The sequence below is a fragment of the Polaribacter sp. Hel1_33_96 genome (genome assembly GCF_002846595.1).
GTDB lineage: Bacteria > Bacteroidota > Bacteroidia > Flavobacteriales > Flavobacteriaceae > Polaribacter.
The window spans coordinates 560378-574403 of record NZ_PJMV01000001.1 but is presented as its reverse complement, the minus strand read 5'-3'; the positions used below and the strand labels follow the sequence as shown (position 1 = coordinate 574403).

The 14026-nt window shown below is 33.5% G+C and carries 24 protein-coding genes; 1 reads left to right on the top strand and 23 read right to left on the bottom strand.

Annotation, left to right across the window (positions count from 1 at the left end; genetic code table 11):
* Positions 1-5: 5 nt before the first annotated feature.
* The 23 genes from rpmD to rpsL form a co-directional block, all read right to left on the bottom strand.
* The gene (gene rpmD / locus ATE90_RS02610; protein WP_036783629.1) at positions 6-188 is read right to left on the bottom strand and encodes a 50S ribosomal protein L30; all 183 of its coding nucleotides are present in this window, start codon (positions 186-188) and stop codon (positions 6-8) included.
* 11 nt (positions 189-199) lie between these two features.
* Entirely contained in the window at positions 200-724 is a 525-nt protein-coding gene (gene rpsE, locus ATE90_RS02605) for a 30S ribosomal protein S5 (protein WP_052107482.1), read from the bottom strand.
* A 3-nt stretch (positions 725-727) separates the two neighbouring features.
* A complete protein-coding gene (gene rplR, locus ATE90_RS02600; RefSeq protein ID WP_036783625.1) occupies positions 728-1078 on the bottom strand; it encodes a 50S ribosomal protein L18 in 351 nt (116 codons plus the stop codon).
* An 11-nt stretch (positions 1079-1089) separates the two neighbouring features.
* The gene (gene rplF, locus ATE90_RS02595) at positions 1090-1635 is read right to left on the bottom strand and encodes a 50S ribosomal protein L6 (RefSeq protein ID WP_036783623.1); all 546 of its coding nucleotides are present in this window, start codon (positions 1633-1635) and stop codon (positions 1090-1092) included.
* Between the two features lie 10 nt (positions 1636-1645).
* On the bottom strand, positions 1646-2044 hold the full coding sequence (gene rpsH, locus ATE90_RS02590; protein ID WP_036783621.1) for a 30S ribosomal protein S8: 399 nt from the start codon (positions 2042-2044) through the stop codon (positions 1646-1648).
* A 163-nt stretch (positions 2045-2207) separates the two neighbouring features.
* The gene (gene rpsN, locus ATE90_RS02585; RefSeq protein WP_087522448.1) at positions 2208-2477 is read right to left on the bottom strand and encodes a 30S ribosomal protein S14; all 270 of its coding nucleotides are present in this window, start codon (positions 2475-2477) and stop codon (positions 2208-2210) included.
* A gap of 3 nt (positions 2478-2480) precedes the next feature.
* Positions 2481-3032, bottom strand: a complete 552-nt coding sequence (rplE, locus tag ATE90_RS02580) for a 50S ribosomal protein L5 (protein ID WP_036783617.1) — start codon at positions 3030-3032, stop codon at positions 2481-2483.
* A gap of 8 nt (positions 3033-3040) precedes the next feature.
* Complete coding sequence (gene rplX / locus ATE90_RS02575; protein WP_036783615.1) at positions 3041-3343, bottom strand: 50S ribosomal protein L24; 303 nt, start codon at positions 3341-3343, stop codon at positions 3041-3043.
* A gap of 12 nt (positions 3344-3355) precedes the next feature.
* Positions 3356-3724 (bottom strand): 50S ribosomal protein L14, encoded by a 369-nt coding sequence (rplN, locus tag ATE90_RS02570; protein ID WP_004568733.1) that lies wholly within the window; start codon positions 3722-3724, stop codon positions 3356-3358.
* A gap of 1 nt (position 3725) precedes the next feature.
* The gene (gene rpsQ / locus ATE90_RS02565) at positions 3726-3983 is read right to left on the bottom strand and encodes a 30S ribosomal protein S17 (protein WP_018943599.1); all 258 of its coding nucleotides are present in this window, start codon (positions 3981-3983) and stop codon (positions 3726-3728) included.
* 20 nt (positions 3984-4003) lie between these two features.
* Entirely contained in the window at positions 4004-4195 is a 192-nt protein-coding gene (rpmC, locus tag ATE90_RS02560; RefSeq protein WP_036783611.1) for a 50S ribosomal protein L29, read from the bottom strand.
* 12 nt (positions 4196-4207) lie between these two features.
* Entirely contained in the window at positions 4208-4639 is a 432-nt protein-coding gene (gene rplP / locus ATE90_RS02555; RefSeq protein ID WP_036783609.1) for a 50S ribosomal protein L16, read from the bottom strand.
* A 22-nt stretch (positions 4640-4661) separates the two neighbouring features.
* Complete coding sequence (rpsC, locus tag ATE90_RS02550; RefSeq protein ID WP_036783605.1) at positions 4662-5390, bottom strand: 30S ribosomal protein S3; 729 nt, start codon at positions 5388-5390, stop codon at positions 4662-4664.
* Positions 5391-5401: 11 nt separating this feature from the next.
* Positions 5402-5806: a 50S ribosomal protein L22 gene (rplV, locus tag ATE90_RS02545; protein ID WP_036783603.1), complete on the bottom strand. Its 405-nt coding sequence runs from the start codon at positions 5804-5806 to the stop codon at positions 5402-5404.
* Positions 5807-5812: 6 nt separating this feature from the next.
* Positions 5813-6091 (bottom strand): 30S ribosomal protein S19, encoded by a 279-nt coding sequence (rpsS, locus tag ATE90_RS02540; protein WP_036783597.1) that lies wholly within the window; start codon positions 6089-6091, stop codon positions 5813-5815.
* A gap of 6 nt (positions 6092-6097) precedes the next feature.
* Positions 6098-6922 (bottom strand): 50S ribosomal protein L2, encoded by an 825-nt coding sequence (gene rplB, locus ATE90_RS02535; RefSeq protein ID WP_036783595.1) that lies wholly within the window; start codon positions 6920-6922, stop codon positions 6098-6100.
* 11 nt (positions 6923-6933) lie between these two features.
* Positions 6934-7224: a 50S ribosomal protein L23 gene (rplW, locus tag ATE90_RS02530; RefSeq protein WP_036783594.1), complete on the bottom strand. Its 291-nt coding sequence runs from the start codon at positions 7222-7224 to the stop codon at positions 6934-6936.
* A 9-nt stretch (positions 7225-7233) separates the two neighbouring features.
* Entirely contained in the window at positions 7234-7863 is a 630-nt protein-coding gene (gene rplD, locus ATE90_RS02525; RefSeq protein ID WP_036783593.1) for a 50S ribosomal protein L4, read from the bottom strand.
* Positions 7863-8480, bottom strand: coding sequence for a 50S ribosomal protein L3 (gene rplC, locus ATE90_RS02520; protein ID WP_036783590.1), 618 nt, complete (start codon positions 8478-8480; stop codon positions 7863-7865). The genes rplD and rplC overlap by 1 nt, the downstream gene beginning before the upstream one ends.
* Before the next feature lie 290 nt (positions 8481-8770).
* A complete protein-coding gene (rpsJ, locus tag ATE90_RS02515) occupies positions 8771-9076 on the bottom strand; it encodes a 30S ribosomal protein S10 (RefSeq protein ID WP_004568745.1) in 306 nt (101 codons plus the stop codon).
* 19 nt (positions 9077-9095) lie between these two features.
* The gene (fusA, locus tag ATE90_RS02510; protein WP_036783586.1) at positions 9096-11213 is read right to left on the bottom strand and encodes an elongation factor G; all 2118 of its coding nucleotides are present in this window, start codon (positions 11211-11213) and stop codon (positions 9096-9098) included.
* A gap of 5 nt (positions 11214-11218) precedes the next feature.
* Entirely contained in the window at positions 11219-11698 is a 480-nt protein-coding gene (gene rpsG, locus ATE90_RS02505) for a 30S ribosomal protein S7 (RefSeq protein ID WP_026775259.1), read from the bottom strand.
* A 27-nt stretch (positions 11699-11725) separates the two neighbouring features.
* Positions 11726-12100, bottom strand: a complete 375-nt coding sequence (gene rpsL, locus ATE90_RS02500; protein ID WP_018943587.1) for a 30S ribosomal protein S12 — start codon at positions 12098-12100, stop codon at positions 11726-11728.
* Positions 12101-12276: 176 nt separating this feature from the next.
* Between rpsL and ATE90_RS02495 the strand changes: the two genes are divergently transcribed.
* Positions 12277-13941: a ShlB/FhaC/HecB family hemolysin secretion/activation protein gene (locus ATE90_RS02495; protein WP_036783582.1), complete on the top strand. Its 1665-nt coding sequence runs from the start codon at positions 12277-12279 to the stop codon at positions 13939-13941.
* Positions 13942-14026 lie beyond the last annotated feature (85 nt).

Genomic DNA, 14026 nt, shown 5'->3' with positions numbered 1-14026 from the left:
ATATCTTATTTAATTTCTTCGAAAGAAACTAAGTGTTTAACTGTATTTACCATACCAACTATAGAAGGAGTTGCCTCATGCTCTACAGTTTGATTCATTTTACGTAAACCTAATGCTTCTAAAGTTCTTTTTTGACTCTGAAGACGCCCGATTTGACTTTTTACTTGTGTAACCTTAATTCTTGCCATCGTTCCTAGATTTAACCGTTAAATACTTTCTCTAAAGAAATTCCTCTTTGTTCAGCAATAGACGCTGCACTGCGTAACTGTAATAAAGCATTAAAAGTTGCTTTCACTACGTTATGAGGATTTGAAGATCCTTGAGATTTTGATAACACATCATGAATCCCTACTGATTCTAACACGTGTCTTACAGCACCCCCAGCGATAACCCCTGTACCGTGAGATGCAGGCTTTAAAAACACCTTTGCACCTCCAAATTTACCTTTTTGTTCATGAGGTAAAGTTGCTCCTAAAATAGGAATTCTTACTAAATTCTTTTTTGCATCTTCAATTGCCTTTGCAATTGCAGATGCAACATCCTTAGATTTACCTAGTCCATGACCAACAACACCATTACCATCTCCAACAACAACAATTGCTGAAAATCCAAATGCTCTACCACCTTTAGTTACTTTCGTAACACGTTGTACACCTACTAATCTATCTACAAGTTCTAATCCACTTGGTTTTACTCTTTCTACGTTTTTATAACCTTGCATAATTTCTTAAAATTTTAAACCAGATTCTCTTGCAGCTTCAGCTAATAACTTAACTCTACCGTGATATAAATAACCATTTCTATCGAAAGCAATAGTTTCTATTCCAGCTTTAGAAGCTTTTTCCGCGATTGATTTCCCAACTGCAGTTGCTGCTTCTACCTTCGTAGTTGCTTTTATTTCTTTATCTCTAGATGAAACAGAAGCTAATGTTACTCCGTTTACATCGTCCACTAATTGAGCGTAAATCTCTTTGTTACTTCTATAAACCGATAACCTTGGTTTAGTAGCAGTACCAGATATAATTTTTCTGATTCTACGCTTAATTCTAGTTCTTCTTTGTAGCTTTGATAATGCCATAATGCTATATATTATGCAGATTTACCTGCTTTTCTTCTTAATATTTCACCAACAAACTTAACACCTTTTCCTTTATATGGCTCTGGTGCTCTGAAAGAACGAATCTTAGCAGCAATTTGACCAACTAACTGTTTGTCAAAAGAAGATAATTTAATGATTGGGTTTTTCCCTTTCTCTGATATTGTTTCAACCTTAACTTCTGGAGCTATTTCCAAAACAATATTATGAGAGAAACCTAAAGCTAAATCCAATTTCTGTCCTTGGTTCGATGCTCTATAACCTACACCTACCAATTCCAAATCCTTAGTCCAACCTTTACTTACACCTTCAATCATATTATTGATTAAAGCTCTCATTAAACCATGCTGTGCTTTATGGTCTTTACTTTCCGATGCTCTATCTAAAGTGATAATTCCATCTTCAATTGTTACTGTAATACCCTTAGAGATAGTTTGGGTCAATTCACCTAACTTCCCTTTTACAGTTATTACATTGTCTTTTATGTTTACATCTACACCTTGTGAAATGCTAACGGGATTTTTTCCTATTCTACTCATTTCTTATAGCTTAATAAACGTAACATAAAACTTCTCCTCCAACATTCTCTAGACGTGCTTTTTTATTTGTCATTACACCTTTCGATGTAGAAACAATAGCAATTCCAAGTCCATTTAATACTCTTGGCATCTCTGTAGAGCCAACATATTTACGTAAACCTGGTGTACTAATTCGTTGAATTTTTCTAATTACTGACTCTTTTGTTTCTCTATCATATTTCAAAGCTATCTTAATTGTTCCCTGAACCTTATCGTCATTGAACTGATAACTTAAAATATAACCTTGATCAAACAAAATTTTAGTCATTTCCTTCTTCAAGTTTGAAGCTGGAATTTCTACTACTCTGTGTCCTGCTGCGATAGCATTTCTTACTCTAGTAAGAAAATCCGCGATTGGATCTGTATACATATTTATTTAAATTGCGATTACGGTTTTCAAAATATCTCTATTTATGCTACAGATTTCTCTGTGATAATTGAACCTTTAATCAGTTAACATTCTTTTACTCAAAAAAAATAGAGCGTGCAAACATACACATTCTATTTTTATTAATAAGCTTTATTTCTAATTTCTACCAACTTGCTTTTTTAACACCTGGTATTAATCCTTGATTTGCCATTTCCCGAAACGTAACACGAGATAAACCAAATTGTCTCATATAACCTTTTGGGCGTCCAGTTAATTTACATCTATTGTGCATTCTAACTGGTGAAGCGTTCTTTGGTAATTTTTGCAATGCTTCATAGTCTCCAGCTTCTTTTAACGCTTTTCTCTTTTCTGCATACTTTGCAACTGTTTTCGCTCTCTTACGTTCGCGAGCTTTCATTGATTCTTTAGCCATTTCTTAATTTTTTTTGAATGGTAAACCTAATTCTCCTAATAATGACTTTGCCTCCTTATCAGTATCCGCCGATGTTACAAATGTAATATCCATACCGTTAATCTTCTTAACTTGGTCAATATTAATTTCTGGGTAAATGATTTGTTCAGTAATTCCTAAATTGTAATTACCTCTACCATCAAAACCGTTCGCCTTTATACCGTTAAAGTCTCTTACACGTGGCAGAGAAGCTGTAACTAATCTATCTAGAAACTCATACATTTTATCTCCACGTAAAGTAACTTTTACCCCAATTGGCATACCTTTACGCAATTTAAATGCTGCAACATCTTTTTTAGACATCGTAGAAATTGCTTTTTGACCAGTAATTTTCGTTACTTCTTCTAAAGCGTAATCTATTAATTTCTTATCTGCAATGGCAGCTCCAACACCTTTAGAAATAACAATTTTTTCTAATTTAGGCACCTGCATTACATTCTTATAACTGAATTCTTCAGTTAGAGCATTAATAACTCTTTCCTTGTATTCTGATTTTAATCTTGGTACGTAACTCATGATTATTCTTATTTTTTAGTTTTTTTAGAGACTCTAGTCTTAGTATCTCCATCAACCTGATAACCTACTCTTACCGCAACACCATCTTCAACTAACATTAAGTTAGATATATGAAGTGAAGCTTCTTTTTTTACGATACCACCTTGAGGGCTTTGAGCACTTGGCTTAGTATGTTTAGATACTAAATTTACGCCTTCAACTAAAACTCTATCCTTGTCTTTGATGATTTGTATCACCTTACCTTCAGATCCTTTATGATCTCCTGCAATTACTTTTACAGTATCTCCTGATTTAATTTTGAACTTCTTCATTTTATGAATGATTTAAAGCACTTCAGGTGCTAATGATACTATTTTCATGAATTGTTTCTCACGAAGCTCACGCGCTACAGGACCAAATACACGTGTTCCTCTCATTTCCTCTGTAGGATTTAAAAGAACACAAGCATTGTCATCAAATCTAATATATGATCCATCCTTACGTCTTACTTCTTTTTTCGTTCTCACAACAACTGCTCTAGATACTTGACCTTTTTTTACAGTTCCGTTAGGAGTTGCAGATTTAACCGATACAACAATTTTGTCTCCAATACTTGCGTAACGTTTTCTTGTACCTCCTAAAACTCTAATTACTAAAACTTCTTTAGCTCCAGTATTATCTGCTACTTTTAATCTTGATTCTGTCTGTAACATATTATTTAGCTCTTTCTAGGATTTCTACTAATCTCCAACGCTTAGATTTACTCATAGGTCTTGTTTCCATGATTCTAACAGTGTCTCCTTCGTTACAATCATTCTTTTCGTCGTGTGCAACGTACTTTTTCGTCTTTAATACGAACTTTCCGTACATTGGGTGTTTTACTCTTTTAGTTTCTGCAACAACAATAGACTTTTCCATTTTGTTACTAGACACAACACCAATTCTCTCTTTTCTAAGATTTCTTTTTTCCATCTTTAAAACTGACTATAGAATTATTGTAATTCTCTTTTTGTTAATTCTGTTGCAATTCTTGCTACAGTTCTTCTTAAACCTCTCAACTGCAATGGATTTTCCAAAGGAGTTATTGCGTGAGCCATTTTAAGATCAGTATAATTCTTTTGCAACGCTCCAAGTTTCTCAGTAAGATCTACTATGGATAATTCTTTTATCTCTGATTGTTTCATTTTTGTTTAGAATTATGCGTTAATATCAAAATCTCTTGCTACTACAAACTTCGTTCTTACTGGAAGTTTTTGAGCTGCTAAACGTAAGGCTTCCTTTGCCACCTCCATTGGTACACCACCAACTTCAAACAATATTCTACCTGGCTTAATAACTGCAACAAAATGATCTGGTGCTCCTTTACCCTTACCCATACGAACCTCTAAAGGTTTCTTTGTAATAGGCTTGTCTGGAAATATTTTAATCCATAACTGACCTTCTCTTTTCATGTGACGCGTTGCCGCGATACGAGCTGCTTCAATTTGACGTGAAGTTAACAAGTTTTGGTCCATAGATTTGATCCCGAACATTCCGTTAGAAAGTTGATTCCCTCTACCCGAAATACCGGTCATATTTCCTTTCGCCTTCTGTACCTTACGGTATTTTACTCTTTTTGGCTGTAACATTTTTAATTTCTAATTTTAAAAATTATTTTCTTCTACGAGGTTGCGGTCTTTTTCCTCTATCTCCACCACCTTTATTACCACCAGATTGCTTCTTAGACAAACCAACTAACGGCGACAACTCTCTTTTACCATATACCTCACCTTTCATTATCCATACCTTAATACCTAATCTTCCATAAGTTGTATGAGCTTCAACAAGTGAATAATCAATATCTGCTCTAAATGTAGAAAGCGGTATTCTACCTTCCTTAAAGTGCTCTGAACGTGCCATCTCAGCTCCATTTAAACGACCTGAAATTTGGATTTTAATTCCTTCAGCATTCATTCTCATTGTAGCTTGAATAGCCATTTTAATAGCTCTCTTATAAGAAATTCTATTTTCAATTTGACGAGCAACACTAGTTGCTACTAATCTTGAATCCAATTCTGGACGTTTGATTTCAAAAATATTGATTTGAACTTCTTTACCTGTAATTTTTTTTAGCTCTTCTTTTAACTTGTCTACCTCTTGTCCACCTTTCCCGATAATAATACCTGGTCTAGCTGTAGTGATAGTAACGGTTACAAGCTTTAAAGTACGTTCAATAATTACACGAGATACACTTGCTTTCGATAATCTAGCATGAATATACTCTCTTATCTTATAATCTTCAGCAATTTTATCTCCGTAGTCATTACCACCATACCAATTAGATTCCCAACCTCTGATGATTCCTAAACGATTTCCTATTGGATTTGTTTTTTGTCCCATTTCTACTTAGATTAATTACTTAAATTTTTACTTCCTAACTCTAAAGTTACGTGATTAGAACGCTTACGAATTCTATGAGCACGCCCCTGTGGAGCTGGTCTTAATCTTTTTAACATTCCTGCGCTGTCTACACAGATTGTTTTTACAAACAACCCAGCATCCTCAATTACTGCACCTTCATTTTTAGCTTGCCAGTTTGCAATCGCAGACAGTAACAATTTTTCTAAATTTATAGATGCTTCTTTTGGACTGAACTTTAAGATTTGTAAAGCTTTTTCAACTTCTACTCCTCTTATTTGATCTGCTACCAAACGCATTTTTCTCGGTGACGTAGGACAGTTAGTAAGCTTAGCGAAAGCACGTTGCTTTCTGTCTGCTTTTAACTGATCTGCCATATTTTTTTTACGAACTCCCATTGCCTACTATTTTTTACCTTTATTTTTTGCACCAGCGTGTCCTCTAAAAGAACGTGTTGGTGAAAATTCGCCTAATTTATGCCCTACCATGTTTTCCGTTACATAAACTGGTACAAACTGACGTCCATTATGAACTGCAATTGTCTGTCCTACAAAATCTGGAGTAATCATACTTGCCCTAGACCAAGTCTTAATTACAGTTTTGCTACCAGCGTCTACATTGGCTAACACTTTTTTCTCTAACTTATAGTGAACGTAAGGTCCTTTTTTTAATGATCTTGCCATAACTTATTATTTCTTTCTACGTTCTATAATGTATTTATTACTAGCCTTAGTCTTAGATCTAGTTTTAAATCCTTTAGCAGGAATACCATTTCTAGATCTTGGATGACCTCCAGAAGCACGACCTTCACCACCACCCATTGGGTGATCGACAGGATTCATTCTTACCGCATTTACTCTTGGTCTTCTACCTAACCATCTTCTTCTACCTGCTTTACCAGATACTAATAACTGATGATCTGAATTAGATACAACTCCTATAGTAGCCAAACAAGTTAACAAGATTAATCTTGTTTCACCAGAAGGTAACTTTACAGTTGCATACTTACCATCTCTTGCCATTAATTGTGCAAAAGAACCCGCAGAACGAGCCATAACAGCTCCTTGACCTGGACGTAATTCTATACAAGAAATCGTAGTCCCTAAAGGAATTTCGCTTAATGGCATTGCATTACCAATCTCTGGTGCAACTCCACTACCTGCAATAATTGTTTGACCTACATTTAAACCGTTTTGTGCAATTACATAACGTTTTTCTCCATCAGCATAACTTAGTAAGGCAATAAATGCCGTACGATTTGGATCGTACTCTATAGTTTTTACTGTAGCAGGAATACCATTCTTATCTCTTTTAAAATCGATAATACGATATCTTTGTTTATGACCACCTCCTATATTACGAGTTGTCATTCTACCTTGACTGTTTCGACCTCCAGATCGTTTTTTCGGAGCAAGTAAACTTTTCTCCGGCTTATCAGTTGTTATGGTGTCGAACCCATTTACAACTCTAAAACGCTGACCTGGTGTTATTGGTTTTAATTTTCTAACTGACATTCTGTCTTTTCTTAAAGATTGTTATAAAAATCAATGCTTTCTCCTTCTGCTACCTGAACGATAGCCTTCTTATACCCACTCTTTATACCAGTTACTAAACCTTTTTTAGTAAACTTGGTATTTCTTTGAATTGGATAATTTAAAGTCTTAACGTTTAAAATAGAAACTCCATATGCTGCTTCAACAGCACCTTTGATTTCTAATTTATTAGCTTTTTTATCTACAACGAACGTGTAACGATTAAATAATTCACTATCGCTTGTTGCTTTTTCCGTAATAATAGGTTTTATTAAAATACTCATTTCGAATCCCTATTTGCTTAAATTTGTATTAATTCCTTCTAAAGAACTCTCAGTAATTATCACTTTATTAGCGTTTAAAACACCATAAGTATTAATTTCTGAAGCTTTAACAACTTTAGACTTTTTTAAATTACGTGATGATAAATACACATTAGTATTTTCACTACCTAATACAAACAATGACTTTTTAGCCTCTAAATCTAATGCCTTTAAAACATCTAAGAAATTCTTCGTTCTTGGAGTTTCAAAATCAAAATCTTCTACTACTACTAAATTTTTATCGTTTGCTTGAATACTTAAAGCAGACTTACGTGCTAAACGCTTTAAGTTTTTATTCAATTTAAAAGAATAATCTCTTGGCCTTGGACCGAACATACGTCCTCCACCTCTAAAAACTCCAGACTTAATTGATCCTGCTCTTGCAGTACCAGTTCCTTTCTGTTTTTTTATCTTTCTTGTAGACCCAGTAATTTCTGCTCTTTCTTTAGCTTTATGCGTACCCTGACGTTGATTTGCCAAATATTGCTTAACATCTAAATAAACAGCGTGATCATTAGGCTCTATACCGAATACATCCTTAGAAAGTTCAACTTTCCTTCCTGTATCTTTTCCTGTAATATCTAAAACTGATACTTTCATTATTTCTGAATAGTTACAAAAGCATTTTTGTGTCCAGGAATTGCTCCTTTAACAACAAGTAAGTTCTTTTCAGCAACTACTTTTAATACTTTTAAGTTTTGAACTTTCACTTTATCTCCACCCATTCTACCTGCCATACGCATTCCTTTGAATACTCTTGCAGGATAAGATGCAGCACCAATAGAACCCGGGGCTCTTAATCGGTTATGTTGACCGTGAGTAGCTTGACCTACACCAGCAAATCCATGACGTTTTACAACACCCTGAAAACCTTTACCTTTAGATACACCAGATACATCAACGAATTCGCCTTCTTCAAAATGATCTACAGATATAGAATCACCTAATTTAAATTCTCCTTCAAAGCCTTGAAACTCAACTACCTTTTTCTTAGCAGTTGCGCCAGCTTTTTTAAAGTGACCATCTAACGCTTTGTTAGAACTTTTCGCCTTTTTGTCATCGAAACCAAGCTGTAAGGCACTATAGCCATCTACCTCTTTGGTTCTAACTTGGGTGACAACACAAGGACCTGCTTCGATAACTGTACAAGGAATATTCTTCCCGTTAGCATCAAATAAGCTGGTCATCCCAATTTTTCTTCCTATTAACCCAGACATTTAGTTAAAATTTTAGACGATAGATTTAATTATCCAGCGCGTCTATTATTAATAATTATTTGTTCGAAACTATTGTTTCATTTAACTCTTTCGAGTTGTTTCCAAAAAAAAAAGCGTAAAACAAATTCAACGCTGATTTTGTTTTTACCGTTTTTCCTTCGCGCAACGCTCCAGACATGTTACTATAATTGAATTTTCACTCAAAAACAGCATAACCCTACTATGTTTCGGGCTGCAAAAATATAAAAAACTTTCGGTTTAACAAAATTAAACCGAAAGTTAATATTTACTTATACTTTAATCTCAACTTCAACTCCACTCGGCAACTCTAATTTCATTAGAGCATCAATAGTTTTCGAAGAAGAACTATAAATATCTAATAATCTTTTGTAAGAAGCTAATTGAAACTGTTCTCTAGATTTTTTATTTACGTGTGGTGAACGTAATACTGTAAAAATCTTTTTATGTGTTGGTAATGGTATTGGTCCATTTACTACAGCACCAGTACTTTTTACAGTCTTTACTATCTTTTCAGCAGATTTATCTACTAAATTGTAATCGTAAGACTTTAATTTTATTCTAATTTTTTGACTCATCTTATATTATTTTAGTAGGTTATCCTTTTGCTTTTGCTATTACTTCTTCTGAAACATTTGAAGGAGTCTCTGCATAGTGTGAGAATTCCATAGTAGAAGTTGCTCTACCTGAAGACATCGTTCTTAAAGCTGTTACGTATCCAAACATTTCAGATAGAGGAACAATTGCTTTTACCACTTTCGAACCTGCTCTGTCTGACATATCATTTACCTGACCTCTTCTTCTATTTAAATCTCCTACGATATCTCCCATATTTGCCTCTGGAGTCAGAACTTCCAACTTCATTAATGGCTCCATAATCTTTGCTTTTGCAGACTTAGCAGAAGCTTTATAACCCATTTTTGCAGCTAACTCAAAAGATAATGCATCAGAATCCACTGCGTGGAAAGAACCATCTCTTAATGTAACTTTCATAGAATCCATTTCATAACCTGCTAAAGGACCATTCTTCATAGCTTCCTTGAATCCTTTCTCTACAGAAGGAACAAACTCTCTAGGCACATTTCCACCTTTAATAACAGATGCAAATTGTAATCCTTGAACACCTTCATCAGCTGGACCAATAGTAAATACAATATCAGCAAATTTACCACGACCACCAGATTGTTTCTTATAAATCTCTCTGTGTTCCGCTTGAGCTGTAATAGCTTCTTTATATTCCACTTGAGGTTGACCTTGGTTAACTTCAACCTTAAACTCACGTCTTAAACGATCTACAAGTACATCTAAATGCAACTCTCCCATTCCAGAAATAATAGTCTGTCCTGAAGCTTCGTCTGAACGCACTGTAAAAGTAGGATCTTCCTCCGCTAACTTAGCAAGTCCAATTCCTAATTTATCAACATCTGCTTTCGTTTTAGGCTCGACAGCAATACCAATTACTGGATCTGGAAAATCCATAGACTCTAGTACTAACGGGAATTTTTCAGCAGTTAAAGTATCTCCTGTTTTAATAGATTTAAAACCTACAGCAGCACCAATATCTCCAGCTTCAATATAATCAATTGCATTTTGCTTATTAGCATGCATTTGATAAATACGTGAGATACGTTCTTTTTTACCTGAACGGTTATTTAACACATAAGAACCTGCGTCTAAACGACCTGAATATGCTCTAAAGAATGCTAAACGACCAACAAAAGGATCTGTAGCAATTTTAAAAGCTAAAGCAGCGAAAGGCTCCTTTACATCAGGTTTACGCAATTCTTTTTCTTCTGTATCTGGGTTTACACCTACAATACCTTCTTTATCCATAGGAGAAGGTAAATAACGACAAACAGCATCTAATAGAAACTGAACACCTTTATTTTTAAATGCAGAACCACAAATCATAGGAATGATAGCCATATCCATTACAGCAGCTCTCAATGCATTATGCACTTCTTCTTCTGTTATAGAATCTTCATCTTCCATGAATTTTTCTAACAAGTTCTCATCATAACTTGCTACTTCTTCAATAAGGTTAGCACGTAATAATTTAGCTTCCTCTTTTAATTCTTCAGGAATTTCAACAATATCAAATGTTGCACCCATTCCTTCTTCATGCCATATAATAGCTCTATTTTTAACTAGATCTACAATACCTTTAAAGTTCTCTTCGTCACCAATATTTAAAACAATTGGCACTGCATTAGAACCTAACATTGTTTTTACTTGATCACAAACCATCATAAAATCAGATCCTTGACGATCCATTTTATTAACAAAACCAATTCTTGGCACTTTATAATTATCAGCAAGTCTCCAGTTAGTTTCAGATTGAGGCTCAACACCATCAACTGCACTAAATAAGAAAACTAAACCATCTAATACACGTAACGAACGATTTACTTCAACAGTAAAATCTACGTGACCAGGAGTATCAATTATATTAAAATGGTAATCCTTTGTATCATCAACTGGAGCATTATTCTCCGTAGGAAACTGCCATGTACAAGTTGTTGCTGCAGAAGTAATGGTAATACCTCTTTCTTGCTCTTGCTCCATCCAGTCCATTGTAGCTGCCCCATCATGCACTTCTCCAATCTTGTGAGAAACACCAGTGTAGTACAATACACGCTCAGTAGTTGTGGTTTTACCAGCATCAATATGTGCTGCAATCCCAATATTTCTTGTGAATTTTAAATCTCTAGCCATTTCTATTAAAATCTGAAGTGAGAGAATGCTTTGTTAGCTTCTGCCATTTTATGAGTATCAGTACGTTTTTTAACTGCTGCACCTTCTTCCTTAGCTGCTGCTAAAATTTCTGCTGCCAAACGTTGTGCCATGGTTTTCTCATTTCTCTTACGAGTATATAAAATCATCCACTTAATAGCCATAGATACTTTACGATCTGGTCTAATTTGCATAGGAATTTGGAATGTTGCTCCACCAACACGACGAGATCTTACTTCCACGTGTGGCATTACATTTGACAAACCATCTTTCCAAATTTCCAAAGCCGATTTTTCCTCGCCTTCTCCTTTTCTTTCTTCTACGAGCTCTAACGCATCGTAAAACACTTTAAACGCTACTGACTTCTTACCACTCCACATTAAGTTATTCACAAAACGTGTTACGAGCTGATCATTAAATTTAGGATCCGGTAATAAGACTCTTTTTTTTGCTGCTCTTTTTCTCATGTCTTTACATTAAAAAAGTTACTAATTTTACTTTTTTGGGCGTTTTGCACCATACTTAGACCTACGTTGAGTTCTTCCCTCAACACCTGCTGTATCTAATGCTCCACGTACCACGTGATATTTAACACCTGGTAAATCTTTTACCCTTCCACCTCTAACTAATACTATCGAGTGCTCCTGTAAGTTATGTCCTTCACCTGGAATGTAGGCGTTTATCTCATTACCATTTGTCAATCTAACTCTGGCAACTTTACGCATTGCTGAATTAGGTTTCTTTGGTGTTGTAGTATAAACACGTGTACAAACTCCACGCCTTTGAGGACAAGACGACAAAGCAGCCGATTTACTCTTCTTAGTTATTTTGGTTCTTCCTTTACGAACTAATTGTTGAATAGTTGGCATACTAAATAATTACTGTTTTTCGTTTATAATTAAACATTGTCTCTTTTTTAAGAGTGCGCAAATGTACAATTAAATTCTAATTATTCAAATATCAGTCAGTTATTTTTTCTAAATCATTATTTTTTACTTGATTTTCTAGATTTTCTTTTACATTTGAACCTAATAATTTAATTATTTTGAGACAAAAAGCGATTCATTTTATATCCATAATTTATTTTATATTTTGTTTTGAAACTTTCTTTTCACAAAAATTAACTTTAAAACTTTCCTCTAAAAATAAAACCGAAGTTTTAGTTCTAGATAAAATTAATTACTCAAACAAACACAAGGATACAATTTCGTTAAAAAAAGAAATCAATAGAATTTCTGATTATTTAAAAAACAAAGGGTACTTGACCACTACAATAAGCGAGATTAAAAAAGAAAACCTCAAACATGTTGCCTACTTTTCTTTGAAAGTAAAAATAGAGCGTGTAGTTCTTAACATTAACAAAAACTCAGAAATTGATCTCAATAAAGTGAGAAACGAAAAAGGAACTATTTCAATTCCTATCGAAAAACTGCAGCCTACGCTATCTAACATTTCTAAAAAACTTGATAAAGAAGGAAAATCCTTTTCTAAAATCAAGTTAGAAAATATTGTCATAAAAAATAAAACAGTTTTTGCTGATTTAATGATATCAAAATCAAAAAAAAGAATGATTAACAAGATCATTATAAAAGGCTATGAAAATTTCCCAAAATCTTATTTAAAAAACTATTTTAACCTAGAAACAAATACCGTATTTAATCAACCAAAACTGCAAGAATTATCAAAAGCATCAAAAAGTTTGAATTTTATTACAGAAATAAAATCTCCTGAAGTATTATTTACGCAAGATTCTACTTTTGTTTATATGTATTTACATAAAAAACAAAACAACAGTTTTGATGGTCTGGTTAATTTTGCATCTAAAGAAAACGGTGACATTTTATTTAATGGCAATATTGACTTAAAATTAAACAACATCTTAAATAAAGGTGAAAAGTTTGAAGTGTTCTGGAACAGCATTGGAGCAGAAAAACAAGAATTTAAACTAAAAACTGAAATTCCTTTCATCTTAAAATCAAAATTTAGTCCTCAAATAGCCTTCTCAATATATAAACAAGATTCTACTTTTTTAAATACTAAGTTTGATTCAAAATTATATTATAATGTAAACAACAAGTTAAAACTTGCACTCACCTACTCCTCTGAATCCTCAGAGACGCTAAACAACAATACAAATGATAATATTATATCATTTAGGAATTCATTTTTAGGGTTTCAATTGAAATATAAACTTCCGAAAAATGACATATTCTTTAGTGATAAATTTAACTTAGAAATTAATCCAACATTTGGAAAAAGGAAAATAAATCAAAATTCTTATAATCAAATAAAAATTAAAGCTTCTGCTTCCTACATATATGATTTAAATATCAGAAACAGTGTTTATATTAGATCGCAACTAGGACATCTAACTTCCGCTAATTTTATTGACAACGAATTATTTAGAATTGGCGGTGCTCAGTCCATTAGAGGTTTCAATGAACAAAGTATCCTTGCAAAAAGTTACATCCTAGTGAATATAGAATATCGTATTTTGGTTTCAAATACCTCTTTTTTGTATACAATCACTGATATTGGCAATTTTAAGACAAATTTCAACACAGACAACCTTACAGGAATCGGTTTGGGTTATTTATTTAACATAAATAAATCGCAAATAAAATTAAGTGCGGCCATTGGAAAAAATTCAACTCAAAGCTTTGGTTTTAAACAAAATAAAATCATAATAAATTGGTTGAGCTATTTTTAAATCTTCAATAATTCTCTTTCGACTTAACATTTTATTAACTTTTTTATGATTTTTTATGTTAAATAATTGTTTAATTAAGTTTTAT

Bases quoted from the DNA above. Each gene is read 5' to 3' on its own strand.
- rpmD (WP_036783629.1), bottom strand. From the start codon at position 188: ATGGCAAGAATTAAGGTTACACAAGTAAAAAGTCAAATCGGGCGTCTT.
- rplR (WP_036783625.1), bottom strand. From the start codon at position 1,078: ATGGCATTATCAAAGCTACAAAGAAGAACTAGAATTAAGCGTAGAATC.
- rplF (WP_036783623.1), bottom strand. From the start codon at position 1,635: ATGAGTAGAATAGGAAAAAATCCCGTTAGCATTTCACAAGGTGTAGAT.
- rpsH (WP_036783621.1), bottom strand. From the start codon at position 2,044: ATGTATACAGATCCAATCGCGGATTTTCTTACTAGAGTAAGAAATGCT.
- rpsN (WP_087522448.1), bottom strand. From the start codon at position 2,477: ATGGCTAAAGAATCAATGAAAGCTCGCGAACGTAAGAGAGCGAAAACA.
- rplE (WP_036783617.1), bottom strand. From the start codon at position 3,032: ATGAGTTACGTACCAAGATTAAAATCAGAATACAAGGAAAGAGTTATT.
- rplX (WP_036783615.1), bottom strand. From the start codon at position 3,343: ATGAAGAAGTTCAAAATTAAATCAGGAGATACTGTAAAAGTAATTGCA.
- rplN (WP_004568733.1), bottom strand. From the start codon at position 3,724: ATGTTACAGACAGAATCAAGATTAAAAGTAGCAGATAATACTGGAGCT.
- rpsQ (WP_018943599.1), bottom strand. From the start codon at position 3,983: ATGGAAAAAAGAAATCTTAGAAAAGAGAGAATTGGTGTTGTGTCTAGT.
- rpmC (WP_036783611.1), bottom strand. From the start codon at position 4,195: ATGAAACAATCAGAGATAAAAGAATTATCCATAGTAGATCTTACTGAG.
- rplP (WP_036783609.1), bottom strand. From the start codon at position 4,639: ATGTTACAGCCAAAAAGAGTAAAATACCGTAAGGTACAGAAGGCGAAA.
- rpsC (WP_036783605.1), bottom strand. From the start codon at position 5,390: ATGGGACAAAAAACAAATCCAATAGGAAATCGTTTAGGAATCATCAGA.
- rplV (WP_036783603.1), bottom strand. From the start codon at position 5,806: ATGGGAGTTCGTAAAAAAAATATGGCAGATCAGTTAAAAGCAGACAGA.
- rpsS (WP_036783597.1), bottom strand. From the start codon at position 6,091: ATGGCAAGATCATTAAAAAAAGGACCTTACGTTCACTATAAGTTAGAG.
- rplB (WP_036783595.1), bottom strand. From the start codon at position 6,922: ATGTCAGTTAGAAAATTAAAACCAATAACACCAGGTCAGCGTTTTAGA.
- rplW (WP_036783594.1), bottom strand. From the start codon at position 7,224: ATGAGTATTTTAATAAAACCTATTATTACGGAAAAAGCAACAAGCGAT.
- rplD (WP_036783593.1), bottom strand. From the start codon at position 7,863: ATGAAAGTATCAGTTTTAGATATTACAGGAAAAGATACAGGAAGGAAA.
- rplC (WP_036783590.1), bottom strand. From the start codon at position 8,480: ATGTCTGGGTTAATAGGAAGAAAAATTGGGATGACCAGCTTATTTGAT.
- rpsJ (WP_004568745.1), bottom strand. From the start codon at position 9,076: ATGAGTCAAAAAATTAGAATAAAATTAAAGTCTTACGATTACAATTTA.
- fusA (WP_036783586.1), bottom strand. From the start codon at position 11,213: ATGGCTAGAGATTTAAAATTCACAAGAAATATTGGGATTGCAGCACAT.
- rpsG (WP_026775259.1), bottom strand. From the start codon at position 11,698: ATGAGAAAAAGAGCAGCAAAAAAAAGAGTCTTATTACCGGATCCTAAA.
- rpsL (WP_018943587.1), bottom strand. From the start codon at position 12,100: ATGCCAACTATTCAACAATTAGTTCGTAAAGGAAGAACCAAAATAACT.